This window comes from Actinotalea sp. JY-7876 (assembly GCF_014042015.1).
Taxonomy (GTDB): Bacteria; Actinomycetota; Actinomycetes; order Actinomycetales; family Cellulomonadaceae; genus Actinotalea.
The window spans coordinates 2027907-2052785 of record NZ_CP059493.1; the positions used below are offsets into that span (position 1 = coordinate 2027907).

The 24879-nt window shown below is 74.7% G+C and carries 26 protein-coding genes; 12 read left to right on the top strand and 14 right to left on the bottom strand.

Annotation, left to right across the window (positions count from 1 at the left end; translation table 11 throughout):
* Positions 1-4: 4 nt before the first annotated feature.
* The 4 genes from fabG to H2O74_RS09485 form a co-directional block, all read right to left on the bottom strand.
* A complete protein-coding gene (gene fabG, locus H2O74_RS09470; protein WP_182111361.1) occupies positions 5-799 on the bottom strand; it encodes a 3-oxoacyl-ACP reductase FabG in 795 nt (264 codons plus the stop codon).
* A gap of 44 nt (positions 800-843) precedes the next feature.
* Positions 844-1221 (bottom strand): fluoride efflux transporter CrcB, encoded by a 378-nt coding sequence (gene crcB, locus H2O74_RS09475; protein ID WP_182111362.1) that lies wholly within the window; start codon positions 1219-1221, stop codon positions 844-846.
* On the bottom strand, positions 1218-1661 hold the full coding sequence (locus tag H2O74_RS09480; protein ID WP_255491537.1) for a CrcB family protein: 444 nt from the start codon (positions 1659-1661) through the stop codon (positions 1218-1220). The genes crcB and H2O74_RS09480 overlap by 4 nt, the downstream gene beginning before the upstream one ends.
* Before the next feature lie 165 nt (positions 1662-1826).
* Positions 1827-3221, bottom strand: coding sequence for a dipeptidase (locus H2O74_RS09485; protein WP_182114188.1), 1395 nt, complete (start codon positions 3219-3221; stop codon positions 1827-1829).
* Positions 3222-3274: 53 nt separating this feature from the next.
* Between H2O74_RS09485 and H2O74_RS09490 the strand changes: the two genes are divergently transcribed.
* Complete coding sequence (locus H2O74_RS09490; RefSeq protein ID WP_182111363.1) at positions 3275-3865, top strand: DUF3043 domain-containing protein; 591 nt, start codon at positions 3275-3277, stop codon at positions 3863-3865.
* A 48-nt stretch (positions 3866-3913) separates the two neighbouring features.
* A complete protein-coding gene (locus tag H2O74_RS09495) occupies positions 3914-4924 on the top strand; it encodes an aldo/keto reductase family protein (RefSeq protein WP_182111364.1) in 1011 nt (336 codons plus the stop codon).
* 13 nt (positions 4925-4937) lie between these two features.
* On the opposite strand, the gene H2O74_RS09500 is transcribed toward H2O74_RS09495, so the two are convergent.
* Genes H2O74_RS09500 through H2O74_RS09520 form a run of 5 tightly spaced genes read right to left on the bottom strand, consistent with a single transcriptional unit; the run spans position 4938 to position 7673 of the window.
* Complete coding sequence (locus H2O74_RS09500; protein WP_182111365.1) at positions 4938-5579, bottom strand: YitT family protein; 642 nt, start codon at positions 5577-5579, stop codon at positions 4938-4940.
* 43 nt (positions 5580-5622) lie between these two features.
* Positions 5623-5832 (bottom strand): hypothetical protein, encoded by a 210-nt coding sequence (locus H2O74_RS09505; RefSeq protein WP_182111366.1) that lies wholly within the window; start codon positions 5830-5832, stop codon positions 5623-5625.
* Positions 5829-6857, bottom strand: coding sequence for a quinone-dependent dihydroorotate dehydrogenase (locus H2O74_RS09510; protein WP_182111367.1), 1029 nt, complete (start codon positions 6855-6857; stop codon positions 5829-5831). The genes H2O74_RS09505 and H2O74_RS09510 overlap by 4 nt, the downstream gene beginning before the upstream one ends.
* Positions 6858-6867: 10 nt before the next feature.
* Entirely contained in the window at positions 6868-7299 is a 432-nt protein-coding gene (locus H2O74_RS09515; protein ID WP_182111368.1) for a hypothetical protein, read from the bottom strand.
* Positions 7296-7673, bottom strand: a complete 378-nt coding sequence (locus H2O74_RS09520) for a hypothetical protein (RefSeq protein WP_182111369.1) — start codon at positions 7671-7673, stop codon at positions 7296-7298. The genes H2O74_RS09515 and H2O74_RS09520 overlap by 4 nt, the downstream gene beginning before the upstream one ends.
* 39 nt (positions 7674-7712) lie before the next feature.
* On the opposite strand from H2O74_RS09520, the gene H2O74_RS09525 reads away from it, so the two are divergent.
* Positions 7713-9200 carry a leucyl aminopeptidase gene (locus tag H2O74_RS09525; protein WP_182111370.1) on the top strand — a complete coding sequence of 496 codons (1488 nt, stop codon included), beginning with the start codon at positions 7713-7715 and terminating at the stop codon, positions 9198-9200.
* Between the two features lie 6 nt (positions 9201-9206).
* Here H2O74_RS09525 and H2O74_RS09530 read toward each other — a convergent pair whose 3' ends face one another.
* On the bottom strand, positions 9207-9536 hold the full coding sequence (locus H2O74_RS09530; protein ID WP_182111371.1) for an oxidoreductase: 330 nt from the start codon (positions 9534-9536) through the stop codon (positions 9207-9209).
* Positions 9537-9699: 163 nt separating this feature from the next.
* Between H2O74_RS09530 and lpdA the strand changes: the two genes are divergently transcribed.
* The 3 genes from lpdA to H2O74_RS09545 all read left to right on the top strand — a co-directional run bounded on the left by lpdA (position 9700) and on the right by H2O74_RS09545 (position 14033).
* A complete protein-coding gene (lpdA, locus tag H2O74_RS09535) occupies positions 9700-11082 on the top strand; it encodes a dihydrolipoyl dehydrogenase (RefSeq protein ID WP_182111372.1) in 1383 nt (460 codons plus the stop codon).
* 25 nt (positions 11083-11107) lie between these two features.
* Complete coding sequence (gene sucB / locus H2O74_RS09540; RefSeq protein ID WP_182111373.1) at positions 11108-13042, top strand: 2-oxoglutarate dehydrogenase, E2 component, dihydrolipoamide succinyltransferase; 1935 nt, start codon at positions 11108-11110, stop codon at positions 13040-13042.
* Between the two features lie 94 nt (positions 13043-13136).
* Complete coding sequence (locus H2O74_RS09545; protein ID WP_182111374.1) at positions 13137-14033, top strand: TIGR01777 family oxidoreductase; 897 nt, start codon at positions 13137-13139, stop codon at positions 14031-14033.
* Positions 14034-14037: 4 nt separating this feature from the next.
* Here H2O74_RS09545 and H2O74_RS16850 read toward each other — a convergent pair whose 3' ends face one another.
* From H2O74_RS16850 to H2O74_RS09560, 3 genes are all read right to left on the bottom strand, one after another.
* On the bottom strand, positions 14038-15546 hold the full coding sequence (locus tag H2O74_RS16850) for a protein kinase (RefSeq protein WP_182111375.1): 1509 nt from the start codon (positions 15544-15546) through the stop codon (positions 14038-14040).
* A gap of 65 nt (positions 15547-15611) precedes the next feature.
* Positions 15612-16655, bottom strand: a complete 1044-nt coding sequence (locus H2O74_RS09555) for a Gfo/Idh/MocA family protein (protein WP_182111376.1) — start codon at positions 16653-16655, stop codon at positions 15612-15614.
* Complete coding sequence (locus H2O74_RS09560; protein WP_182111377.1) at positions 16595-18826, bottom strand: MMPL family transporter; 2232 nt, start codon at positions 18824-18826, stop codon at positions 16595-16597. The genes H2O74_RS09555 and H2O74_RS09560 overlap by 61 nt, the downstream gene beginning before the upstream one ends.
* Positions 18827-18898: 72 nt before the next feature.
* Between H2O74_RS09560 and H2O74_RS09565 the strand changes: the two genes are divergently transcribed.
* From H2O74_RS09565 to H2O74_RS09585, 5 genes are read left to right on the top strand one after another with little or no spacing between them, the layout of a single operon-like run.
* Complete coding sequence (locus H2O74_RS09565) at positions 18899-19510, top strand: MarR family winged helix-turn-helix transcriptional regulator (protein WP_255491542.1); 612 nt, start codon at positions 18899-18901, stop codon at positions 19508-19510.
* A gap of 9 nt (positions 19511-19519) precedes the next feature.
* Complete coding sequence (gene lipB / locus H2O74_RS09570; protein ID WP_182111378.1) at positions 19520-20200, top strand: lipoyl(octanoyl) transferase LipB; 681 nt, start codon at positions 19520-19522, stop codon at positions 20198-20200.
* A 4-nt stretch (positions 20201-20204) separates the two neighbouring features.
* Complete coding sequence (gene lipA / locus H2O74_RS09575) at positions 20205-21206, top strand: lipoyl synthase (protein ID WP_182111379.1); 1002 nt, start codon at positions 20205-20207, stop codon at positions 21204-21206.
* 16 nt (positions 21207-21222) lie between these two features.
* Positions 21223-21948, top strand: a complete 726-nt coding sequence (locus H2O74_RS09580) for a DUF4191 domain-containing protein (protein ID WP_182111380.1) — start codon at positions 21223-21225, stop codon at positions 21946-21948.
* A gap of 32 nt (positions 21949-21980) precedes the next feature.
* Positions 21981-22610 carry a bifunctional 2-polyprenyl-6-hydroxyphenol methylase/3-demethylubiquinol 3-O-methyltransferase UbiG gene (locus tag H2O74_RS09585; protein ID WP_182111381.1) on the top strand — a complete coding sequence of 210 codons (630 nt, stop codon included), beginning with the start codon at positions 21981-21983 and terminating at the stop codon, positions 22608-22610.
* Between the two features lie 10 nt (positions 22611-22620).
* Here H2O74_RS09585 and H2O74_RS09590 read toward each other — a convergent pair whose 3' ends face one another.
* Positions 22621-23121: an RDD family protein gene (locus H2O74_RS09590; protein WP_182111382.1), complete on the bottom strand. Its 501-nt coding sequence runs from the start codon at positions 23119-23121 to the stop codon at positions 22621-22623.
* Between the two features lie 228 nt (positions 23122-23349).
* Between H2O74_RS09590 and glnA the strand changes: the two genes are divergently transcribed.
* Positions 23350-24774 carry a type I glutamate--ammonia ligase gene (glnA, locus tag H2O74_RS09595; RefSeq protein ID WP_182111383.1) on the top strand — a complete coding sequence of 475 codons (1425 nt, stop codon included), beginning with the start codon at positions 23350-23352 and terminating at the stop codon, positions 24772-24774.
* The last annotated feature ends 105 nt before the right edge of the window (positions 24775-24879 follow it).

Here is a 24879-nt window from a genome sequence, read left to right on the forward strand (position 1 = left end):
CGGCCTAGGCCCCCAGCTCGCCGAGCTGCCCGGTCTCGCCCATCTCGGTCAGCGCCTCCGGTGACTCCGGGAGCACCTGGCCGCCGTCGACGACGATGCCCTGGCCCGTGACGTAGCGCGCGCCGTCGGAGGCGAGGAAGGCCACCACCGCCCCGATGTCCGCCGGCTCGGCCAGGTAGCCGAGCGGGACCGAGCGGGACATCTGGTCGCGGTACTCCTGGCCGAGCGCCAGGAGCCCGGGGGTCAGGACGTTCCCGGGGAGCACGGCGTTCACGGTGATGCCCGCCGGGGCCAGCTCGATCGCGGCCGAGCGGACGAACCCCATCTGCGCGGCCTTGGTCGCCCCGTAGTGGGACCACCCCGGGTACCCGGTGACGTTGCCCGTGATCGAGCTCGTCACGACGACCCGCCCGCGCCCCGAGGCGGTGAGCGCCGGCACGGCGGCCTGGACCGCGTGGACGGTGCCCTTGACGTTGATGTCGAAGATCTCGTCGAGGTCGTCGTCGCTCATCGTGGCGATCCGGGCCTGCGGGTAGACGCCGGCGTTCGCGGCCAGCACGGACAGCCCGCCCAGCTCGGCCTCGACCCGGGCCACGACGTCGCGGCACGCCCGCGCGTCGCGCACGTCCAGCACGTGCGCCGGGACGCCGCGCTCCCGCGCCTGGGCGCACTCCTCCTCGGTCAGGCCCGTGACGGCGACGCGCGCACCCTGGGCGGCCAGGACGTCGGCGATCCCGCGGCCGATCCCGAGGGTCCCCCCGGTGACGAGCGCCGTCCGGCCCTCGAGCAGTGACGTCATCGTCGGTCCTCTCGTCGTGGGCCGCACGCAGCGCGCGCGGCGGGCTAGGCCTGGGCGCCCCAGCGGTACCCGAGGTAGGCGAGCGCGACGCAGACCACGAGGACGCCCACCCCGTAGGCGAACGCGGTCCCGTAGCGCCGCTCCCGGATGAGCTGCACCGCCTCGTAGCTCGCGGTGCTGAACGTCGTGTAGCCCCCGAGGAAGCCGGTCCCGATCACCGCGCTCATCTCGGTGGACGCGATCCGGCTCACGACCAGCCCGGTCAGCGCCCCGAGCACGAGCGACCCCGTCATGTTGATGATCGCGGTCGGCCACGGGAACGCCGAGGTGGTCCGCGCCCGGATGGCGGCGTCGACCACGTAGCGCACGCCGGCGCCCAGGCCCCCGGCGAGGACCAGCAGGACGAACGCGCCCGCGGTCACGCGACACCCTCCCCGGTCCGGGTCGGCCCGCGCAGGCGGGCGCCCAGGGCGATGCCCGCGAACGTCGCCGCGGCCCCCAGGAGCACGGTGCCCAGGACGTACGCCGCGCCGAGGTCGAGGCGCGAGCGGTCGAGGAGCACCGCGGTGTCCGTGGCGAGCGAGCTGTACGTCGTCAGGCCGCCGCAGAACCCGGTGCCCAGGAGCAGCTTGAGCCGACTGACGACCGCCTCCCCCGGCGCGCGTCGCGCGAGGCCCTCGTACAGGAACCCCAGGAGGAACGCGCCCACGACGTTGACGAGCGTGATGACGACCGGGACCCCGTCGACGTCGGGCACGGCGAGGGACAGCCCCTCGCGGGCGGCGACGCCGAAGAACCCGCCCAGCACGACCAGGCCGAACGACGCCGCACTGATCCGGGCGCGGCCCGGGGCGGCGTTCACGGCGGCGTCACCGGGCCGCCCGCGCGCGCGGGCGCGCTCAGCCCTCGCCTGTTCAGCCCTCGCCCACTCACCGCGATGTCCAGCCGCTCGCGGAGCACGGCCCCCCTGCTCATCTCCTGACGGTATGCCCGTGGCGCGCAGGGTGCCACCGGCGGCGACCGGTGCTCAGGCGCCGGCGATCCGGCTGAGCAGCAGCGCCTCCGCGAGCACGACGCGCTCGAGCTCGGCGAGGTCGACCGACTCGTCGGCGCCGTGCGCGCGCGAGTCGGGGTCCTCGACGCCCGTGACGAGGATCGCGGCGTCGGGGAAGACCTCGAGCAGGTCCGCGATGAAGGGGATCGAGCCGCCGATCCCGATGTCCACGGGCGCGGTACCCCACGCGTCCGCGAACGCCTGGCGCGCGACGCGCATGGCGGGCGAGTCGGCGGGCGCCTGGAACGCCTTGCCGAGGTCCCCCACCTGGACGTCGACCCGCGCACCGAAGGGCGCGTGCGTCACGAGGTGGTCGCGCAGCGCCTCGAACGCCGCCTCGGGGTCCTGCCCGGCCGCGATCCGCAGCGAGAGCTTGGCGCGCGCGCTCGGCGCGATGGTGTTCGACGCCCGGTCCACCGGGGTCGCGTCGAACCCGATCACCGAGAGCGCGGGCTTGCTCCAGAGCCGACCCGTGAGCGTGCCCGTGCCGGCGAGCCGCACCCCGGGCAGCACCGAGGCGTCCGCACGGAACACGTCCTCGTCGTAGTCGACGGTGGGCTCGGGTCCGCTCACCAGGCCCTGCACCGCGACACTCCCGTCGTCGTCGTGCAGCGTCGCGATGAGGCGGGCGAGCAGCGTCGGCGCGTCGAGGATCGCCCCGCCGTACATGCCGGAGTGGACGGCGTGCTCCACGACGCCGACCTCCACGACGCAGTCGACGAGCCCGCGCAGGCTCGTCGTCAGGGCGGGCACGCCCACGCGCCAGTTCGAGGAGTCCGCGACCACGATGACGTCCGCCGCGAGCAGGGTCTGGTGCGTCCGCAGGAAGTCGACGAAGGTCGGCGAGCCGATCTCCTCCTCGCCCTCCACGAACACCGTGACGCCGACGGCGAGATCCTCCCCCAGGGCACGCAGCGCGCCCAGGTGCGCCACGACGCCGGCCTTGTCGTCCGCCGCGCCGCGGCCGAACAGGCGCCCGTCCCGCTCCGTCGGCTCGAACGGGGCGCTCGACCAGGCCTCCGGCTCGCCCGGCGGCTGCACGTCGTGGTGCGCGTAGAGCAGCACGGTCGGGGCGCCCGCCGGGGCCGGACGGCGCGCCACGACGGCGGGGCGGCTGACGACGCCGTCGGGCCTCGTGGCGGTCAGCACCTGCACCTCCGGCATGCCCGCGTCGCGCAGGAGCGCCGCGACGGCCCGCGCGCTCTCGGCGACGTGCGCCTGGTCGAAGCTGGCGGCGGAGACACTCGGGATCCGCACCAGTGCCTCGAGGTCGGCGCGCAGGGCGCCGAACCCGTCCGCGACACGCTGCGCGAGCGTCGCGACGTCGGGCCCGGCGGGCGGGGCGGAGGCGGTGCGGTCGGGTGTCATCGAGTCGTCGGTCACGCGTCCACGCTACCCGCGCGCTCGACTACCCTGGGCGTGTGCTGTCCCGCAACCGCCCCGCGTCCACGCCCGCCGAGCAGTCCGTGCCGCCGGAGCCGACGTCGGCGTCCGGGAGCGGCAAGGGGCGCCCGACGCCCAAGCGCAAGGAGGCGGAGGCGGCGCGGCGCAAGCCGCTGGTCCCGGCCGACCGCAAGGCCGCCGCGAAGGCGGCACGCGCCGCGTCCAGGGCGGCCCGCGAACGTGAGCACCAGGCGCTGCAGACGGGCGACGACCGCTTCCTCCCGCCGCGCGACAAGGGACCGGTCCGCCGCTTCGTGCGCGACCACGTCGACGCGCGCCGCAACCTCGGCGAGTTCTTCCTGCCCGCCTCGATCGTCGTCGTCGTCGCGCTCATGTTCACCGGGCAGAACGCGGTCGCGAGCATCGTGGTCATCGTCGTGCTCTACACGTACGTCGCCGCCATGGTCCTCGACGCGATCCTGCTGGGCCGCAAGCTGCGCCAGCGCCTGACCGACAAGTTCGGCGAGGTGCAGCGCGGCGCGGTGATGTACGGCGTCCTCCGCGCCTTCCAGCTGCGCCGGACCCGGCTGCCGCGCACCCAGGTCAAGCGCGGCGAGTTCCCGGTCTGAGCCCGGGGTCGGCGCACGGGTGCCGGCCGCTGCCGTAGATTCCGAGGTATGGAACATCGCTACCTCGGGAACTCCGGCCTCAAGATCTCGGAGATCGCCTACGGCAACTGGCTCACGCACGGCTCGCAGGTCGAGAAGGACGCCGCGGTCGCGTGCGTGCACGCGGCCCTCGACGCCGGCATCACCACGTTCGACACGGCTGACGTCTACGCCAACGGCAAGGCCGAGTCCGTCCTCGGCAAGGCCCTCAAGGGCCAGCGACGCGCGTCGTACGAGCTCTTCACCAAGGTCTACTGGCCGACCGGCCCGGGTGGCCCCAACGACGTGGGACTCTCGCGCAAGCACATCATGGAGTCGATCGACGCCTCGCTGACGCGGCTGCGGACCGACTACGTGGACCTCTACCAGGCGCACCGCTACGACACCGAGACGCCGCTCGAGGAGACGATGCAGGCGTTCGCCGACGTCGTCCACCACGGCAAGGCGCTCTACATCGGCGTGAGCGAGTGGACGGCGGACCAGATCCGGGCCGGCCACGCGCTGGCGTCGGAGCTCGGCATCCAGCTCATCTCGAGCCAGCCGCAGTACTCGATGCTGTGGCGGGTCATCGAGGAGGAGGTCGTCCCGGCCTCCAGCGAGCTCGGCCTCTCCCAGATCGTGTGGTCCCCCATCGCCCAGGGCGTGCTGACCGGCAAGTACAAGCCCGGCCAGGAGCTGCCCGCCGGGTCGCGCGCGACGGACGAGAAGGGCGGCGCGCGCATGATCGGCCGCTTCATGAACGACGAGGTCCTGGGCGCCGTCCAGGGGCTCGCGCCGATCGCGCAGGAGCTGGATCTGACCATGGCGCAGCTCGCCGTCGCGTGGGTGCTGCAGAACGAGAACGTCGCCGCGGCGATCATCGGCGCGTCGCGTCCCGAGCAGGTGCACGAGAACGTCGCCGCCTCGGGCGTGACGATCCCGGCCGAGCTCATGACGCGCATCGACGAGGTGCTGGGCGACGTCGTCGTGCGCGACCCGGCGAAGACCGCCGAGGGTGCGCCGCAGAAGCGGCCCGCCTGACCCAGGCACCCCGTCAGGCCGGGGCGGCCTCGACCGACGTCGAGGGCGCCCCGCCCTGCGGGGGCGTGGTGCCGCGCGGCGCCATGAGGAAGCGCGGCATGAGCGCGTGCACGACCGGCCCGATGCCCAGCGCGTACGCGAGGGTGCCGAGGCCCACCGTCCCGCCGAGCAGCCAGCCCGCCGCGACGACGAGCACCTCGATGCCCGAGCGGACGAGGCGGACCGGCCAGTCCGTGCGCGCCACCACGCCCGTCATCAGCCCGTCGCGCGGCCCGGGGCCGAGGCGGGTGCCGATGTAGCAAGCCGTCGCGAGCCCGTTGAGCCCGATGCCCGCCACCGTCATGGCGATCGCCGCCGCCACCGGCAGCGGCTGCGGCAGGAGCGCGAGGACGGCGAGGAACGGGTCGACGAGGACCCCGATGACCAGCACGTTGGCGACGGTCCCGATCCCGGGTCGCTGGCGCAGCGGGATCCAGCACAGCAGCACGACGCCGCTCACCGCGACGGTCACGGTGCCGAAGGTCCAGCCGAGACGCTCCGAGAGCCCTTCGCTCAGCACGTCCCACGGCATGTTGCCGAGACCGGCCCGGACGAGCGTCGCGATGGACACCGCGTAGAGGACCAGACCGACGAGGAGCTGCAGGGAGCGGCGCACGGGGTCACGGTACGTCCGGCCCGGCGCGCGGGGCGCCGGGTGCTCAGCCCGTGCGCAGGGGCAGGGCCGGTGCCGCGGGGTGGCCCTCCTGCAGGAGCTGCGCCGACGCGACGCCCTGACCGGCGAGGTGGCGCCATTGCTCGCCGAGCCACGACTCCGCGTCGAACCGGTTGGTGAACGCCGGGCTCAGCGGCCGGTCGAGCGGCACGTCCTGCGCGTCGAGGAAGCGCCACTCCCACTGCACCCGGGTCACCGCGCCACCGCGGTCGACCAGCGGCCGGCGAGGGCTCGGTTCAGCCGGGCCGCCCAGAACGGCCCCTCGTAGACGAACCCCGTGTAGCCCTGGACCAGGTCGGCGCCGGCCTCCCGGTACGCCAGGGCGTCCGCGGGCGTCGTGATCCCGCCCACGCCGAGGACGACGGCGCCGGCGGGCAGCCGCTCGCGCAGGCGCCGGACGACGGCGAGGCCGCGCTCGCGGACGGGAGGGCCGGAGAGGCCGCCCTCGCCCAGCGTGTGCGCGATGGTCGTGTTGACGGCGACCACTCCCGCCAGGCCCAGCTCGGCGGCCAGGTCCGCGACGGCGTCGACGTCGTCGTCCGAGAGGTCCGGGGCGATCTTCACCAGCAGCGGCGCCGTGGCGCCGACCTCGGCCGCCGCGTCCTGGACGGCACGCAGGACGGGGCGCAGCTGCTCGACGGCCTGGAGCGAGCGCAGCCCCGGCGTGTTCGGCGACGACACGTTGACCACCAGGTAGTCGGCGAGCGGGGCGAGCAGCCGCGCGCTGGCGGCGTAGTCCGCCGCGGCCTCCGACGCCGGTGTGACCTTGCTCTTGCCGATGTTCACGCCGACGACGACGCCGCGCGACCAGGCCGCCGCCCGCACGCGCCGCAGCCGCGCGGCGACGGCCTCGGCGCCCTCGTTGTTGAAGCCCATGCGGTTGCGCACCGCGCGCCGATCGACGTGGCGCCACAGCCGCGGGCGGTCGTTGCCGGGCTGCGGCAGCGCCGTGACGGTGCCGACCTCGACGAAGCCGAAGCCGATCATCGTCAGGCCGCGGATGCCGCGGGCGTCCTTGTCGAAGCCGGCGGCGAGGCCGAACGGGCCGGGCACGCGCAGCCCGAGCACCTCGAGGGCCGGCCCCGGCGGCGCACACCTGCGGGCGACGACCGACCGCAGGCCAGGGACCGCCGCGACGCCCCGCACGACGGCGAACCCGAGGTGGTGCGCGCGCTCCGGGTCGATCCGCCGGAACACCTGGTCGAACAGCAGCCGGTACACGGCCCTCAACCTAGCGCCGGGGCCCGGCGGCCGACCCGCGCGTCCGGACGAGCCACGCCAGCCCCAGGGCGGGCAGCACGAGCGGCACGAACCCGTAGCCGGCGCCGAAGCGCGACCACACGGTGTCGTCAGGGAACAGGTCGGGCGCCAGCACGGACAGCAGCCCGACGACCACCACCCCCACCGCCTCGAAGACGACGGCGGCCCACGCCACCCGGCGCCAGCCGCCGGTGCCACGGGCCAGTGCCACGGTCGCCACCAGGTACACGAGGCCGGCGACGGCCGAGAGGGTGTACGCCAGGGGTGCCGCCTCCAGGTCGCGGCCGATCTGCACCGCCGAGCGGGCCGTCGCCGCGACCGCGAGGACGCCGTAGACCAGGACGAGCAGGCGCCCCGGACCGGAGCCCGTCGGCCGGGCGGCGGGCGCGTCGGCCGCGCTCACGCCGCTCCCACGGCCGGCACGCCGGTCCAGACCTGGACGCAGCGGTACGTGAGGAACGCGACGGTCAGCGAGGCGACGAGGAGCACGACCGAGCTCCAGCGGCTGCGCTCGGTGAAGGCCCAGGCGGCCGCGACGGGGAGCACGAAGAGCGTCGTGACGAGGTAGCCCCAGAAGGTCGGGGCGTCGGCGGGGCCGTCCCCGGTCACGGCGCGCACGGCGGCGACGAGCACCTGCACCAGGAGCAGCGCCTCGACGACGCCCCCGAACAGGAGCTGGCGCAGGATCACGGGCTGGTCCCGTGCGGTGCGCCAGCCGGCCCACCCCGCGAGCACCACGGACAGGGCCACGACCAGCAGGACGAGGGGGGACCACACGCGGACGAGGATACGTGGCCGCGCGGCTAGCATCGGCGGGTGGCCACACTCACCCTCACGTCCAAGGACCCCGCCCGCCTCGATGTCGACGCGCTGGTCGTCGCCGTCGCGCGCCGCGCCGGGACGACCCCCGCGCCCGCGGTGGCGCTCGTCGGCGCCGACGACCTCCCGGACGCGCTGCGCGCGCTCGTGGGCCAGGCGGCGGCGCTCGGCCTGACCGGCGAGGCCGACTCCCTCGTCCGCGTCCCCTCGGGCGGTGCCGTGGCGGCCCCGGTCGTCGCCCTCGTGGGCGTCGGCGAGCTGGCCGACGGCGCCACGCCGTCCGCCGAGGCGCTGCGTCGCGCCGCGGGCGCCGCGACGCGCCAGCTCACGGGCGTGACGTCCGTCGGCCTGGGACTGCCCGCCGCCGACGCGGAGCAGGTGGCCGCCGTCGCCGAGGGCGCGCTGCTCGGCGCCTACGCGTTCGACCGCTACCGCTCCCTGCCCGCCGGGGCACGGCCCGCGGCCCGGATCGAGCTGTCGACCCCGCGGGCCCGCGAGGGCGCGGCGAAGGACGCGGCGGCGCGCGCCGCCGTCGTCGCGGACGCGGTCCACGGCGTGCGCGACCTGGTCAACACCTCCCCGCTCGACCTCTTCCCGGCCGCCTTCGCCGACGCCGCCAAGGCCGCGGCCAAGGGCACCAAGGTCAAGGTCACCGTGCTGGACGAGAAGGCGCTCGCCGCGGGCGGCTACGGCGGGCTCGTCGCCGTCGGCCAGGGCTCGTCCCGGCCGCCGCGGCTGGTCAAGCTCACCTACGCGCCCTCGCGCCCCACCCGCTCGGTCGCGATCGTCGGCAAGGGCATCACGTTCGACTCGGGCGGCCTGTCCATCAAGCCCGCGAAGGGCATGGAGGCCATGAAGTCCGACATGGCGGGCGCCGCGGCCGTGCTGCACACCGTGCTCGCCGCGGCGGCGCTCGAGCTGCCGGTCAAGGTCACCGGCTGGCTGTGCCTCGCCGAGAACATGCCCTCGGGGACGGCCCAGCGCCCCTCCGACGTCATCACGCAGCGCGGCGGCACGACCGTCGAGGTGCTCAACACCGACGCCGAGGGCCGCCTGGTCCTCGCCGACGGCCTCGTCGCGGCCTGCGAGGAGAAGCCGGACACGGTCCTGGACATCGCCACGCTGACCGGCGCCCAGATGGTCGCGCTCGGCGCGCGCGTCTCCGCGGTCATGGGCACCGACGAGGTCCGGGCCCACGTGGTCCGCGCGGCCGAGGAGTCCGGCGAGCAGTTCTGGCCCATGCCGCTGCCGTCCGAGCTCCGCGCGAGCCTGAAGTCGCAGGTCGCCGACCTGGCGAACATCGGCGACCGCTTCGGCGGCATGCTCGTGGCCGGGCTGTTCCTGCGCGAGTTCGTCGGCAGCACGCCGTGGGCGCACCTCGACATCGCGGGCCCCGCGTTCAACGAGGCCTCGGCCCACGGCTACACGCCGGTCGGCGGCACCGGCGTGGGCGTGCGCACGCTGCTGCGGCTGCTCGAGTCCTGACGGGCGTCAGCGGCGCACGCGCCGACGCGCGTTCCAGTCGCGCATGCGCTGCGGGTAGCCGGTGAGCTGGACGTCGTAGCAGGGGATGCCGAGGTCCCGGGCGATCGCGTACGCGGTCCTCGGGTCCGGCACCCGGCGCCGCGTCCACTCGCCGGTCGTCGCGATGAGCACGACGGTGGTCTGCGTGACGGAGGTGACCGGCTCGACGTAGGCCTCGACGCCGACGCGGGTGCGGACGAACTCGGCGAGGTGCTGGAGCGTCGCCTGCTGCGCCTCCTTGGCGGAGGGTGCGGGCGCGCCGGCGCCGGAGGGCCCGCGGCGGCGGAAGAGTCGCATCGACACAGCGTACGGCGGGCGCCGCGTCGCGAGCAGGGCGTGAAGTCGTAGGACGACTTGTCGCGCTGATCACACCGGCTCGCCGGTCCTGCGGTTCACGTCCCCTCGCGGGGAGTGACAAGATGACCGGAGCACCCCCGTCTTATCGAGGAGAGACACCATCGTGGCTGACAGCCCCACCGTCTTCGACATCGTCGTCCTGGGCGGAGGGAGCGGCGGCTACGCCGCCGCCCTGCGCGCCACCGAGCTGGGGCTGAGCGTCGCGCTCGTCGAGGCCGAGAAGCTGGGTGGCACCTGCCTGCACTGGGGCTGCATCCCCACCAAGGCGCTGCTGCACGCCGCGGAGCTCGCCGACGGCGCCCGCGAGAGCGAGAAGTTCGGCGTCAAGGCGACGTTCGAGGGCATCGACATGGCGGGTGTCCACGCCTACAAGGACGGCGTCGTCGGCCGCCTGTACAAGGGCCTCCAGGGCCTGGTGAAGGCGCACGGCATCACCTACGTCGAGGGCTACGGGCGCCTGGTCGGCCCGGACACGGTCGAGGTCGACGGCACGCGCTACCAGGGCCGCAACATCATCCTGGCGACGGGCTCCTACGCCCGGTCGCTGCCCGGCCTGGAGATCGGCGGCCGGATCATGACGTCGGACCAGGCGCTCACGCTGGACCGCGTGCCCCAGTCCGCGATCATCCTCGGCGGCGGCGTCATCGGCTCGGAGTTCGCGAGCGTCTGGAAGTCGTTCGGCGCGGACGTCACGATCATCGAGGCGCTCCCCCACCTCGTGCCCAACGAGGACGAGTCGCTGAGCAAGGCCTTCGAGCGCGCCTACCGGAAGCGCAAGATCAACTTCTCGACCGGTGTGCGGTTCAGCAGCGCCACGCAGGACGACCAGTGCGTGCACGTCACGCTCGAGGACGGCAAGACGTTCGACGCCGAGGTGCTCCTCGTGGCCGTCGGCCGCGGGCCGCGCACCGACGGCCTCGGCTACGGCGAGCAGGGCGTCACGCTCGACCGCGGCTTCGTCATCACGAACGAGCGCCTGCACACCGGCGTCGGCAACATCTACGCCGTCGGCGACATCGTGCCCGGCCTGCAGCTCGCGCACCGCGGGTTCGCGCAGGGCATCTTCGTCGCCGAGGAGATCGCCGGGCTCAAGCCCGCGGCGATCGTCGAGTCGGGCATCCCGCGCGTGACCTACTCCGAGCCCGAGGTGGCGTCGGTCGGCGTCACCGAGGCGAAGGCCAAGGAGCTCCACGGCGCGGACAACGTCGAGGTGCTCGAGTACAACCTCGGGGGCAACGGCAAGAGCCAGATCCTCGGTACCGCGGGATTCGTCAAGCTGGTCCGCCAGAAGGACGGGCCCGTCGTCGGGGTGCACATGATCGGTGCGCGGGTCGGCGAGCTCATCGCCGAGGGCCAGCTCATCGTGAACTGGGAGGCCTACCCGGAGGACGTGGCAGGCCTCATCCACGCGCACCCCACCCAGAACGAGGCGATCGGCGAGGCCTTCCTCGCGCTCGCCGGCAAGCCCCTGCACGCCCACAACTGACCCCCATCGAAGGAGACGCGAGGTCATGTCTGACTCCGTGCTGATGCCCGCTCTCGGCGAGAGCGTGACCGAGGGCACCGTGACCCGGTGGCTCAAGCAGGTGGGCGACGAGGTGGCGGTCGACGAGCCGCTGCTCGAGGTGTCCACCGACAAGGTCGACACCGAGATCCCCTCGCCCTTCGCGGGCACCCTGACCGAGATCCTCGTCCAGGAGGACGAGACGGTGGAGGTCGGCACCGCGCTGGCCACCATCGGCGCCGCCGGCGAGTCGGGCGGCTCGGACGAGCAGCCCGCCGACCAGGGTTCCGACCAGGGCTCCCAGGACCAGGGCTCCGGCGACGACGGCGCCCAGGACCAGGCGCCGTCGGCCGACGAGCAGCAGGCCGCCCAGGTTCCCGAGGAGATCACCGAGGCGCCCGCGACGCCCGCGACGCAGGACGAGCCGGTCCAGCCGCAGCAGTCCGGCGGCTCGGGCGGTGGCGCCACCCAGGACGTGACGATGCCCGCGCTCGGCGAGAGCGTCACCGAGGGCACCGTGACGCGCTGGCTGAAGCAGGTCGGTGAGGAGGTCGCCGTCGACGAGCCGCTGCTCGAGGTCTCGACCGACAAGGTCGACACCGAGATCCCGTCTCCCGTCGCCGGCACGCTGGTCGAGATCCTCGTCCAGGAGGACGAGACGGTCGACGTCGGCACGGCGCTGGCCCGCGTGGGCTCGGCCGACTCCGGCGGTTCCGCGACGGTCGCGCAGGCCGGCGGCGAGCAGGCCGACGCGCAGCCCGCCCAGGAGCAGGCGGCACCCGCGGAGCAGCCCGAGGAGCAGGCGGCCGCGCAGACGGCCTCCACGCCCGAGGAGCCGGCGCAGCAGGAGTCCCAGGTGACCCCGCCCCAGCCCTCGGCCGAGGCCAAGGCCCAGGAGCGCTCGCCCGAGACGGCGGCGCCGGGCCAGCCCGCGTACGAGGCCGCCCCGGCCGCATCCTCGAGCGCCCCGGCGCCGTCCGGCGGTGGCACGGGCTACCTGACGCCGCTGGTGCGCAAGCTCGCTGCCGAGAAGGGCGTCGACCTGTCCACGCTCACGGGTACGGGCGTCGGCGGACGCATCCGCAAGGAGGACGTCCTCGAGGCGGCCGCCAAGGCGGAGCAGGAGCGCGCCGCGAAGGCCGAGCAGGAGCGCGCCTCGCAGCAGCAGGCCGCCCCGGCGTCGTCCGCTCCGGCGGCGAAGGCCGCCCCGGCGACCGTCTCCCCGCTGCGCGGCACGACCGAGAAGGCGAGCCGCCTGCGGCAGATCATCGCCTCGCGGATGGTCGAGTCGCTCCAGACGATGGCGCAGCTCACCACCGTCGTCGAGGTGGACGTGACCAAGGTCGCCCGCCTGCGGGCCAAGGCGAAGGGCGACTTCGCGGCTCGCGAGGGCGTCAACCTCACGTTCCTGCCGTTCTTCGTGCTGGCGGCCACGGAGGCCCTCAAGGCGCACCCCAAGGTCAACGGGGTGCTCGAGGGCAACCAGATCACGTACCACGGCGAGGAGAACGTCGGCATCGCGGTCGACACCGAGCGCGGCCTGGTCGTGCCGGTCATCCGCGGCGCGGGCGACCTCAACCTGGCCGGCATCGCGCGGAAGATCGCGGACCTGGCGTCCCGGACGCGCGACAACAAGATCAAGCCGGACGAGCTGAGCGGCGCGACCTTCACCGTGACCAACACGGGCTCCGGCGGCGCGCTGTTCGACACCCCGATCGTGCCCGTCGGCACCTCGGCGATCCTCGGCACGGGCTCGATCGTCAAGCGCCCGGTCGTGGCGAGCGACCCCGACGGCGTGGAGTACATCGCCGTGCGGTCGGTGTGCTACCTCGCCCTGTCGTACGACCACCGCCTGGTGGACGGCGCCGACGCGTCGCGCTACCTCATGTCGGTCAAGAAGCGGATCGAGGAGGGCGACTTCGAGGCCGAGGTCGGGCTCTGAGCTGCGCGGCGACGCCCCGGACCCTCGCGGTCCGGGGCGTCGTCGTGTCCGCCCCCGGCCCCGCGACGCACGCCCCTGCCCTACGGTGAGCGGCATGCACGTCGTCGTCGCCGGATCGCACGGCCTCATCGGCTCGGCCCTCGTGGAGCACCTCGCGACCCGCGGGCACCGGGTGCGCCGCCTCGTGCGGCGCGCGCCGGCCACGAGCCGAGAGATCGGCTGGGACCCCGACCGCGGCCGGCTCGACGCGGAGGAGCTGCGGGCGGCCGACGCCGTCGTCAACCTCGGCGGCGCCGGACTGGGCGACCGCCGCTGGACGCCCGCCTACCGGGCGACCATCCTCCGCAGCCGGACGACGCCGACGGCGCTGCTCGCCCGCACCCTCGCGCGCCTCGACGACCGGCCGCGCGTGCTCCTCCAGGGCTCCGCCGTCGGGTTCTACGGCGACCGGGGGGACGAGGTGCTCACGGAGGCATCGGAGCCCGGGGAGGGCTTCCTGGTCGACGTCGTGCGCGCCTGGGAGGGGGCGGCGCGCCCCGCGCAGGACGCGGGCGTGCGCGTGGCGCACCTGCGCACGGGCATCGTCATGTCCCGCAGCGGCGGCTCCTTCGGGCGCCTCCTGCCCCTGCTGCGCCTCGGTGTCGGCGGGCCGCTCGGCGACGGCTCGGCCGTCTGGGCCTGGATCACCCTCGAGGACCAGGTCCGCGCGATCGAGCACCTGCTCACCGCCGACGTGCACGGTGCGGTCAACCTCACGGGGCCGTCCCCGGCCCGGGTCGGCGACGTGGTCGGCGCGGTGGCGCGCGCGCTGCGCCGGCCCGCGGTCGTCCGCGTGCCGCGCGTGGCGCTGCGCCTGGCGCTCGGCGAGTTCGCCGACGACGTGCTGTCCTCGCAGCGCGCCCTGCCGACCGTGCTCGCGACCAGCGGCTTCACGCACACGCACGCCACCCTCGACGCCGCCGCCGCGTGGACGGCCGGCCGGGGACGCTGACGGCTCACGCCGAGGGCGCCAGCACGGAGGCGACGCGCCACCCGCCCGCGGTGGGGCAGACGCGCAGCACGACGGCCGCGGCGCCGCCGGCTGCCGGTGCGTCCGGCGCAGGCTCGGCCGGCACGGCGCCGACCGCGGCGGTCAGCGCGACGTCCGCACAGGCGGCACCCCCACCGGCGCCCCCACCGGCGCGGCCCGGGCGAGGGTCGACGCCGACCTGACGGCTCGGGACGCTGCTCGCGACGAGGGCCACGTCCGCCACCTCGAGGCGCACTCCCCCGGGCGCGCCACCGCCGCGTCGCGCCGCGACGAGGTCCGCGGCGGCGGCCTGCGACCGCGGCACCGTGACCCGGGCGAGCCGGCCGCGGTCCGCCGCCAGGAGCGCCTCCGCGCGTTCGTGCGTGAGGCGCAGGGCCGCCGCGGCCGGCGGCAGCGTCACGGGGGCGACCCCGCCCGCAGCGGGATCGGCGCGGTACCCCGCCCCGGTCGCCTCGGACGACGCGGTCCCCCGCGGCGCCGTCGCCGGCACCGGACCGACCCGTCCGGCGCCCGTGGCGGCCGCGACGACCGCGGCGACCAGGACGGCGGTCGTCGCGGCCAGGAGCCTGAACCGCAGGGGATGACCGGCGCGGTGCCGCCCACGTGCCCGCCGGGGCCGCGGCTGCGTCCGCGCCGGGTCGGGCTCGGCCAGGCGACGCAGGCTCAGCTGCGCGAGGACGGCCGGGTCCACGGGCCGGATCGGCTCGGGCGGGCACGCCGCGAAGAGCAGGGCCGCGAGCTCGGCCGCCGTCGGCCGCGCCTCCGCGACGGGGTCGCCGGCCCGCCGCAGCACGTCGCGCACGGCGGTCCGGGCGGGATCACCCACCCGGCCGCGCGCGTCCGGCGGGTCGGGCGGGCCGAGCAGGGCGATGCCGAGGCGGCCGAGGGCGTGCACGTCGCCCGCGGGCGTGGCGCCGCGGCTCCGCTCGGGCGCCGCGTACCCGACGGTGCCGCCCTCGAACGGGTCGTCGCCCAGGACGAGGTCGACCAGCACCGGCCGCCCGTCCTCGACGACGACGTTCGCCGGTGCCACGTCGCCGTGGGTCAGGCCACGCTCGTGCAGCGCCGCGAGCGCGTCGGCGAGCGGCACGAGCGCCGTGACGACCTCGCCGGCCCGCCATCCCGGCCGGGCGGCGAGGAGGGTGGCCAGGTCGTGCCCCGCCACGGCGTCGTGCAGCACCGCCAGGCGCCCGTCCGGCAGCACGAGCGCGCCGCTCACGGTGGCGACGTGCGGGTGGCGCACGGCGGCGAGCGCCGTCGCCCGCTCGTGCAGCCGGGCGGTGTGGGTCGCCGAACGCGTGACGACGAGCGTGACGACGCGTCGGACGTCGCCGAGCGGTCCGCCGGCCAGCGGCACGGCGCTCCACCGCGCGCCGGACGCGCCGGCACCGAGCGGTCCGGCCAGACGTAGGCCGGCCTCCGCCAGGGCGGCCGCGAGCCCTTCCGGGACGGTGGGGGCCGGGTCGTCGCTCACGCCGCCATGCGACCACGCCCGGCGCCCGCCGGGGCGCTGTCCACAGGCCCGGCCCGGCGGAGCGGTCAGGCGACGGGCTCGTCGCGGCGGCTGACCGCGCTCACGCGCGCGGCGTCGAGCACCGCCGCCGTCCGGACGGCGTCGCGCGGGTCCACGGGCACCGGGCCGCCCGCGAGCCACGCGGCCACGGCGCGGTAGAAGTCCGCGTGTCCCCCCGGGGCCCGCGGCACGGGGCGGGTCTCGTCGCCGTGCACGAGCCACCCCGCCATGCCGTCGCCCGGGTCGAGCGCGGCGAACGGCGTCGGCTCCCCCTCGAACGACGTCACGAGGAAGGCGCCGGCCGAGCCCAGGACGCGCGTGCGGGGGCCCGGCGCACCCACCAGGCCGCCCGCCCACAGGTGGCTGACCGTGCCGGACGCGTGGCTCAGCGCCAGGAACACGTCGTCCTCGGTGGGGGTGGTCAGGGCGCGGAGCTCGCCGCGCACCGCCTCGACCGGGCCGAAGAGCTGGGTCGCCGAGTCGACGAGGTGGGACCCGAGGTCGAGCAGCAGCCCGCCGCCGTCGCCGACCGCGTTCTCCTTCCAGCGGTCCTTGGGCACGGGCCGCCACCGCTCCCAGCGGCGCTCGAAGCGGTGGACCGTGCCGAGGGCGCCGTCGTCGAGCAGGCGGCGCAGCGTGAGCTGCTCGCCGTCCCACCGCCGGTTCTGGAACACGGTCAGGCGACCGGCGCGGGCCTCGGCGAGGTCGACCAGGTGCTGGGCGCCCTCCCGGTCGAGGGCCAGCGGCTTGTCGACCACCGTGGGCACGCCCGCCTCCAGCGCGGCACCCGCGTGCTCGAGGTGGCGGCCGGTCGGCGACGCGACGACCACGACGTCCAGGTCGGGCGCGGCGAGCAGCGCGTCGACGTCGCCGTGGACGCGCACGCCCGGCCAGTCCTGCCTCGCGGCACGGACCCGGCCGGGGTCCCGCGTGACGACGTCCGTCACGCGGTGCCCCGCCTCGCGGAGCAGCCGGGCGTGGATCCCGCGCCCGGCGTCCCCGTACCCGATCAGACCGACACGCGTTCCCGGCTGCCGGCCGTCTCGCGGGCCCCGATCTTCCTCTGCCATGGCCACCACGATGCCGCACCGAGCTCGTGGATCACACCGGGCACGAGCAGCGTCCGGACGACCAGGGCGTCGATGAGGACGCCGAGCGCGACGAGGAACGCGAGCTGGACCAGGAAGAGCAGCGGCAGCACGGCGAGCGCCCCGAAGGTCGCGGCGAGCACGATCCCGGCGCTCGTGATGACGCCACCGGTGACCGTCAGGCCGCGCCGCACCCCCTCGCGGGTCCCGTGCACGAGCGACTCCTCCCGCACCCGGGTCATGAGGAAGATCGAGTAGTCGATCCCGAGCGCGACCAGGAACACGAACGCGTACAGCGGCACCGAGGCGTCCGCGCCCGGCATGTCGAGCACGTGGTTGAACACGAGCGCCGCGATGCCGATCGTCGCCCCGAAGGACAGCAGGTTCGCCAGGATCAGCACGACGGGCGCCACGAACGCGCGCAGCAGGAGGATCAGCACCACCAGGATGACCGCGAGGATCGTCGGCACGATGACCCGCAGGTCCCGCGCGCTCGTCACCTGCGTGTCCAGCCGCTCCGCGGCGGCACCGCCGACGAGCGTCCCGGGCGAGGCCTCGTGGGCGGCCTCGCGGATGTCCTCGACGACGAGCGTCGCCTCCTGGCTCTCGGACGACGCCTCGGTGACGACCTCGACGAGCACGCGGCCGTCGACGACCACGGGCGGGGCGGAGGGGTCGGCCGGACGTCCGCCGCCACCGCCCTCGGTGACCGGTGCCGCGGCGGCGACGCCGTCGACGTCGCCGACCGCGTCCAGGACGGCGTCGAGGTCCGCCTCGTCCACCACGACGGTGACGGGCTGCACCTGGCCGGCGTCGAAGTGCTCGGCCAGGTACTCCTCGCCCGCGACGGACTCGACCTCGGTGAGGAAGACGTCGGTGTCGCCGGTGCCCTCCGCCTCGAACGTCGGCACCCACAGGCACGCGACCGCGAGCGCGACAGCCGTCGTGAGCCAGACGCGGCGCGGGTGGCGGCCGATCAGGCCGGAGATCCGGCCCCACACGCCGGAGCGTGCCTCGAGGTGCTCGAGCGACTCGGCGCCGCCGTCCGCGGCGTCCGCCTCCACGTGCGGGACGCGCGGCCAGAAGATGAAGCGCGAGCGGCGACCGGCCAGGAGCAGCAGGGCGGGCAGCAGCGTCATCGAGGCCAGGAACGCCGCCGCGATGCCGATGGCGGCCACCGGGCCCAGGCTCTGGTTGGAGCGCAGGTCGGACAGGAGCAGGCACAGGAGGCCGGCGATCACGGTGCCCGCGCTCGCGGCGATCGGCTCGATGGAGCCGCGGATCGCGCGGCGCATCGCGGTGAACGGCGACTCGATGCGACGCAGCTCCTCGCGATAGCGCGCCACCAGGAGGAGCGAGTAGTCCGTGGCGGCGCCGACCACGAGGATGAACAGGATCCCCTGGCTCTGACCGTTGAGGACGAGCACGTCGGCGGCGGCGAGCTCGTAGACGACGAGCGCGGCCGCGCACAGGCCGAACAGGGACGTGAACAGGACGGTGAACGGCAGGGACGGCGAGCGGTAGACGAGGACGAGGATGACGAAGACGACGGCGAGGGCGACGACGAGGAGCAGCCCGTCGATGCCGCCGAAGGCCGCGACGAGGTCGGCGATGGCACCGGCGGGGCCGGTGACCCACGCCTGGAGCCCGTCGGCTTCGAGCGTCTCGTCGACCGCGGCGCGCAGCTCGGTGACCACGAGGTTGACGGCCCGCTCCTCGCCGATCTGCTCGTTGGCCGCGTCCGCGTCGAGCACGACGGTGACCAGCGCGGCCTCGCCGTCCTCCGACGGGATGGCGAACGGCGGCGCCACGAGCAGGTCCTCGATCGTCGTGTCGTCCTCGAGCTCGATCCCCGGGATCTCCTCGGCGAACGCCTGGACGTCGGCCAGCTGCTCCGGTGTCAGCGCCCCGTCCCCGCGCACGACGACCAGCGCGGGCAGCACGGCCTCCTCGCTGAACCCCTCGGCGGCGGCGGCGGCCTCGGTGGACTCGGCCCCCTCCGGCAGGAACGATGCGACGTCGTTCTCCTGGACGTCCGAGAGGCTGCCGATGGACATGCCGCCCAGGCCCGCCACGCCCAACCAGACGAGGATGACGGCGAGGATCCCGATCCCCCGGACGACTCCGGCCCACCGGCCGCTTTTACTCAGCATGCTGAGTATTGTTGACCTGACTAGCCTGGGCGACAAGTTGAACCGCCGTAGGTTGAACCAGAAGGGTCGGCAGTGACCTCTCGGACCGTGGACGGCGCACCGGAGGACCTCCGCAGCGCCGCCACCCAGCAGGCCTGGGGCGACGGTGCACCCGCCCCCGGGCAGCCGATCCCTACCCACCGGTGGCCCACCGGCCGCCTCATCTCCGCGGTGGCGCGGCGCATCGAGCGCGACTGGAACGCCCACCTGGCGGCGTGGGACCTCAACCACGCCTCCCTGCCGGTGCTGTTCCTGCTGGCCGCCGGCCCCCGGTCCCAGCGTGAGCTGGCCGCGGGCTCCGGGGTCACCGAGCAGACGATGAGCCGGATCATCGCCCGCCTCGACCGCACCGGGTACATCGAGCGCCGCACGCACGCGAACGACCGCCGCCGCAACGACGTCGCCCTGACCGAGGAGGGCTTCCGCGCGCTGCAGGAGGCCGGTGACCCGCGCTTCGCCGAGGAGCTGAGCGTCCGCGGCCTGAGCGCGGAGCAGGTCGGGCAGCTGCGCGAGATCCTCGCCGTGATGATGGCCGGGCACCCCCGGGCCTGGGACGTGCCGCCGGGCGAGGTCCCGGACGAGGCACCCGACGGCACGTCCGACGACGCGTGCCGGACGCCGCCGGCGCCGTCGGACGCCGGGTAGCGTCGCTCCATGGACGTCGTGAGCCTGGACCTGGGCCGGCGCCTGGTCGACTACCACGAGGCGTGGGACCGCCAGCGCGCCGTGCACGCCGAGGTCGCGGACGGCGCGGCGCCCGACACGCTCCTGCTGGTCGAGCACGAGAGCGTCTACACCGCCGGCCGGCGCACCGCGTCGTGGGACCGGCCCGTCGACGGCACGCCGGTGGTCGACGTCGACCGCGGCGGGCGCATCACCTGGCACGGGCCCGGCCAGCTCGTCGCCTACCCGGTGGTCCGGCTCGCCGAGCCGGTCGACGTCGTCGCCTACGTGCGGGCGCTCGAGCAGGCCGTCATCGACACGTGCGCGGACCTCGGGCTGGCCGCGGTGCGCGTCGACGGCCGGTCCGGCGTCTGGTTCCCCGCCGACGATCGGGGCCGGCGCGACCGCAAGGTGGCCGCGATCGGCGTGCGCGTGGCGCGCGGCGTGACGATGCACGGGCTCGCGCTCAACTGCGACGCCGACCTCGCCTCGTTCGGGCGGATCGTGCCGTGCGGCATCGACGACGCCGACGTGACCACCCTGAGCGCCGAGACCGGGCGCCGCGTGACGATCCCCGAGGTGACGCCGCTGCTCGTGGGCCACCTGGAGCGGGCGCTGGGCACCGTGACGTCCGCCCGCCCCGGACGTCGTGGGACGACTGCCGTAGGGTGATCACGTGACGATCGCACCCGAGGGACGCAGGATGCTGCGGGTCGAGGCCCGCAACGCTGCCACGCCGATCGAGAAGAAGCCCGAGTGGATCAGGACCCGGGCGACGATGGGCCCGGAGTACACCGAGCTCAAGGGCCTGGTGAAGCGCGAGGGCCTGCACACGGTGTGCGAGGAGGCGGGGTGCCCCAACATCTTCGAGTGCTGGGAGGACCGCGAGGCCACGTTCCTCATCGGCGGCGACCAGTGCACGCGACGGTGCGACTTCTGCCAGATCGACACGGGCAAGCCCGCTGACTTCGACGCCGACGAGCCGCGCCGCGTGGCCGAGTCCGTCCAGGCCATGGGCCTGCGCTACTCGACCGTCACGGGCGTGGCCCGCGACGACCTGCCCGACGGCGGCGCCTGGCTCTACGCGGAGACCGTCCGCCAGATCCACGCGCTCAACCCCGGCACGGGCGTCGAGCTGCTGATCCCCGACTTCAACGCGGTGCCCGAGCTGCTCGCCGAGGTCTTCTCCTCCCGGCCCGAGGTGCTCGCGCACAACCTCGAGACGGTGCCCCGGATCTTCAAGCAGATCCGTCCCGGCTTCCGCTACGACCGGTCGCTGTCGGTGCTCACGCAGGCCCGCACGGCCGGGCTGGTCACCAAGTCCAACCTCATCCTCGGCATGGGCGAGACGTACGAGGAGGCGGCCGCCGCGCTGCAGGACCTGCACGACGCGGGCTGCGACCTGGTCACGATCACGCAGTACCTGCGCCCGTCCGTGCGCCACCACCCCGTCGACCGGTGGGTGCGCCCGGAGGAGTTCGTCGCGCTCTCCGACGAGGCGGAGCGGATCGGCTTCGCCGGCGTCATGTCCGGGCCGCTCGTGCGCTCCTCCTACCGGGCCGGGCGCCTGTGGGCCCAGGCCATGACCCGCCGCGGCGACACGATCCCCGCGGGGCTCGCGCACCTCGCCGAGCAGCGCGCGTCCCGCCAGGAGGCGTCGAGCCTGCTCGCCCGCTGACACTAGACTCGCGACCATGGCCCGTCAGCGCTCGAGCGAGTCCTCCCCGGAGGCCAAGGCTCCCAAGGTGAAGAAGACCCGCTGGTACCACCAGGTCTGGCAGGCGTACACGATGACCCGCCAGGCGGACCCGGCGGTGACGTGGTGGGTCCTCGGCGCCTTCGCGGCCGTGGTGGCGATCGCGGTCGTGCTCGGCCAGGTGACGGGTCACCCGATCTACGCGCTGGTCGTCGGCGTGCCGTTCGCCGTGCTCGCGGGCATGTTCATCCTCGCGCGCCGCGCCGAGAAGGCCGCCTACCGGCGCCTCGAGGGGCAGCCGGGCGCGAGCCTGTCGGCCCTGCGCACCATCCGCCGGGGCTGGGACTTCCCCGAGGAGCCCGCCGCCGTGGACCCGCGCACCCAGGACCTGGTGTTCCGGGGCATCGGCCGCGCCGGTGTCGTCCTCGTGGGCGAGGGCCCGGGCGGCCGCCAGAGCAAGCTCCTCGAGGCCGAGAAGCGCAAGATCACGCGCATCCTGCCCAACGTGCCCGTGATCCTGATCCAGTCCGGCAACGGCGAGGGCCAGGTCCCGCTGCCCAAGCTCGCCAAGACGGTGCAGAAGCTCAAGGGGACGCTGACCAAGCAGGAGGTCGCGGAGATCACCAAGCGCCTGCGCGCCCTCGGCGGCCCGCGCCTGCCGGTCCCCAAGGGCATCGACCCCTACCGCGCCCGCCCCGACCGCAAGGGCATGCGCGGCCGCTGACCGGTCCTTGACGCGGCTGCTTCGATGGCGGCGTGACGACGACGCCGATCACCGCCCTGCCCGCGCCGTCGCGCGACCCGTTCTGGAACCACAACACGCACTACCACCGGCGCATCCCGCGGGCGGCGCCGCCGCCGTGGGGCCGGGTGCTCGACGTCGGCTGCGGTGAGGGCCTGCTGACGCGGCGGCTGGCGGGCGCCGCGACGCGCGAGGTCGTGGGGGTCGACGCCTCCCCCGTCGTCGTGGACCGGGCGCGCGCCCAGGCCGACTCGCCGCTGCTGCGCTACGTCACCGGCGACGCGATGACCGCCGACCTCGGCGGGCCGTTCGACCTCGTCACGTGCGTCGCCACGCTGCACCACCTGCCGCTGCGCGACGGGATCGCCCGGCTGCGCGGCCTCGTGGCGCCCGGTGGGGCGCTCGTGGTGGTCGGCCTGTCGAACCCGTCCGCGCCGCTCGACTGGGCGGTCGGCGCCCTCGGCATGGTCGCGACACGGTGGGCCCACGCGCGCCGGGCCGGCTGGAACGCCGACGTCCCGCTCGCCGACGCGACCACCACCTACGGCGAGGTGCGGGAGGCGGCGCGTGAGCTGCTGCCCGGGGCGGTGGTGCGCCTCGGCCTCTACTGGCGGTACACGCTGGTGTGGCGCTCCCCCGCCTGAGCGCCCGACGTCAGCGGCGGACGATGACCGTGCCCGCGGCGACGTCGTGCATGCCGCGACCGTCGCCGTCCCAGATCACGGCGGGGATGACCAGGCACAGCAGCACCGTGCGCACGAGCGCCGGCACGAGGCCCGGGCCGGCGAGAGCAGCGCGCTGCGTGCCGGTCCGCACGTCGGCCAGGCGCACGACCCGCAGCCCGGCGACCCGGTGGCCGATCGTCGAGCCGAGCGTCGCCACGAGCAGGATCGTCGAGACCGCGAAGACCGCGAGCGTGGCCGTGGAGTCCGCCGCCAGGATCCCCGGCAGCTCGCTCGACGGGTCCGGGAAGAGCAGGGCCGCGACCGCGAGCGCGACGCCCCAGTCGATGCACAGGCCGACGAGGCGGCGCAGGACGGACGCCTGCGAGCCCGGGCCCTCGGCCGGGAGGCCGAGCCGCGACCCGCCGTCGGACGCCGGGCTGCCCGGCGTACCCTCGAGCCAGGAACCGAGGTCTTCCCGTCGTGGTGCCACGCTACGAGCGTAGGACAGGCGCTCGGGCACGCGGTCCCGCTCCCGGCGCGGCTCGCGGCGTCCGGGGCCGCGACCCGCCTCCCAGGTAACGCGGCGGAAACACGTGGTACACCGAGGGGAAACCGCCCCGGTCTACGGTCGGGACCGACGTTCGACCCGCAGCACGCCACGAGCACGTACCCCCGTGACGTCCGATCGCGCGAGGCGCGAGACCAAGGAGAGCACCGGATGTTCAGTTCGGCCGATGAGGTCATTGCCTTCATCAAGGAGGAGGACGTCAAGTTCGTCGACGTCCGCTTCTGCGACCTGCCTGGCGTGATGCAGCACTTCAACGTCCCGGCCTCGACGGTCGACACGGCGTTCTTCACCGAGGGCCAGATGTTCGACGGCTCCTCGATCCGCGGCTTCCAGGCCATCCACGAGTCGGACATGAAGCTGCTCGCCGACATCTCGACGGCGTACCTCGACCCGTTCCGCGTCGAGAAGACGCTGAACGTCAACATGTCGATCGTCGACCCGTACACGGACGAGCCGTACAGCCGCGACCCGCGCCAGGTCGCCGCGAAGGCCGAGGCCTACCTGCGGTCCACGGGCATCGCCGACACCGCGTTCTTCGCCCCCGAGGCGGAGTTCTACATCTTCGACGACATCCGGTTCCACACGAGCCAGTCCGAGAGCTACTACCACATCGACTCCATCGAGGCGGCGTGGAACACCGGCCGCAAGGAGGACGGCGGGAACCTCGGCCACAAGACCCCCTACAAGGGCGGCTACTTCCCCGTCTCCCCCGTCGACCACTTCGCCGACCTGCGCGACGAGATCTGCCTCGAGCTCGACAAGCTGGGCCTGCAGGTCGAGCGGTCGCACCACGAGGTCGGCACCGCCGGCCAGGCGGAGATCAACTACCGCTTCGACTCCCTCGCGGCGTCGGCGGACAAGGTGATGCTCTTCAAGTACGTCGTCAAGAACGTCGTGCACCGCAACGGCCGGACCGTGACGTTCATGCCGAAGCCGCTCTACGGGGACAACGGCTCGGGCATGCACTGCCACCAGTCGCTGTGGAAGAACGGCGAGCCGCTCTTCTACGACGAGAAGGGCTACGGCGGCCTGTCCGACATGGCGCGCTGGTACATCGGCGGCCTGCTCAAGCACGCGCCCGCCCTGGTGGCGCTGACCAACCCCACGGTCAACAGCTACCACCGCCTGGTGCCCGGCTTCGAGGCACCGGTCAACCTCGTCTACTCCGCACGCAACCGCTCCGCGTGCGTGCGCATCCCGGTCACGGGGTCGAACCCCAAGGCCAAGCGCATCGAGTTCCGCGTGCCCGACCCGTCGTCGAACCCGTACCTCGCGTTCGCCGCCATGCTCATGGCGGGCCTCGACGGCATCAAGAACAAGATCGAGCCGCCGGAGCCGGTCGACAAGGACCTCTACGAGCTGCCGCCCGAGGAGCACTCCCAGATCGAGCAGCTCCCCGCCTCGCTCGAGGAGGCGCTCGACGCGCTCGAGGCCGACCACGACTTCCTGACCGAGGGCAACGTCTTCACGCCCGACCTCATCGAGACGTGGATCGACTACAAGCGCACGCACGAGATCGACCCGATCCGCCAGCGTCCGCACCCGCACGAGTTCGAGCTGTACTTCGACGTCTGAGCTGCGGGCCGTCATGCGGCGGCCGCAGTCCGCTGACCTGCACGAACAGCGGCGCGCCTCGCGTCGACGGGACGCTCGCCCATGAGGTCGTCCCATACGGGCCCC